2 pseudogenes are annotated in these 258 nt (G+C 35.3%); both read left to right on the forward strand.

Annotation, left to right across the window (positions count from 1 at the left end):
- Positions 1-138, forward strand: a pseudogene (locus tag IDG64_RS14540) (phage antirepressor KilAC domain-containing protein); the annotation flags it as partial.
- Positions 132-258 (forward strand): annotated as a pseudogene (locus tag IDG64_RS15235) (S24/S26 family peptidase); the annotation flags it as partial. The pseudogenes IDG64_RS14540 and IDG64_RS15235, both read left to right, overlap by 7 nt.

The raw sequence follows: 258 nt of genomic DNA on the forward strand, positions 1-258 counted from the left end.
GTAGATGAAATCTTAAAGTCAACTGGAACATTAGCTACAACTCAAATCGCGGCAGACTACGGTATATCAGCACAAAAGTTAAACAAACTACTACACGAAGCTAGATTACAACGAAAAGTGAATAAACCGTGGGTGCTGGCATAGGAGAAGAATTATATGATGACATATTGCATGAAGAAGTATTTTTTAAAGAAGACGAAACGCCATCAAATGCTGATTTTTGTATTTTAGTTAATGGTGATTCAATGGAACCTATGT

The sequence above is a fragment of the Staphylococcus sp. EG-SA-15 genome (assembly GCF_017151895.1).
GTDB lineage: Bacteria > Bacillota > Bacilli > Staphylococcales > Staphylococcaceae > Staphylococcus > Staphylococcus aureus.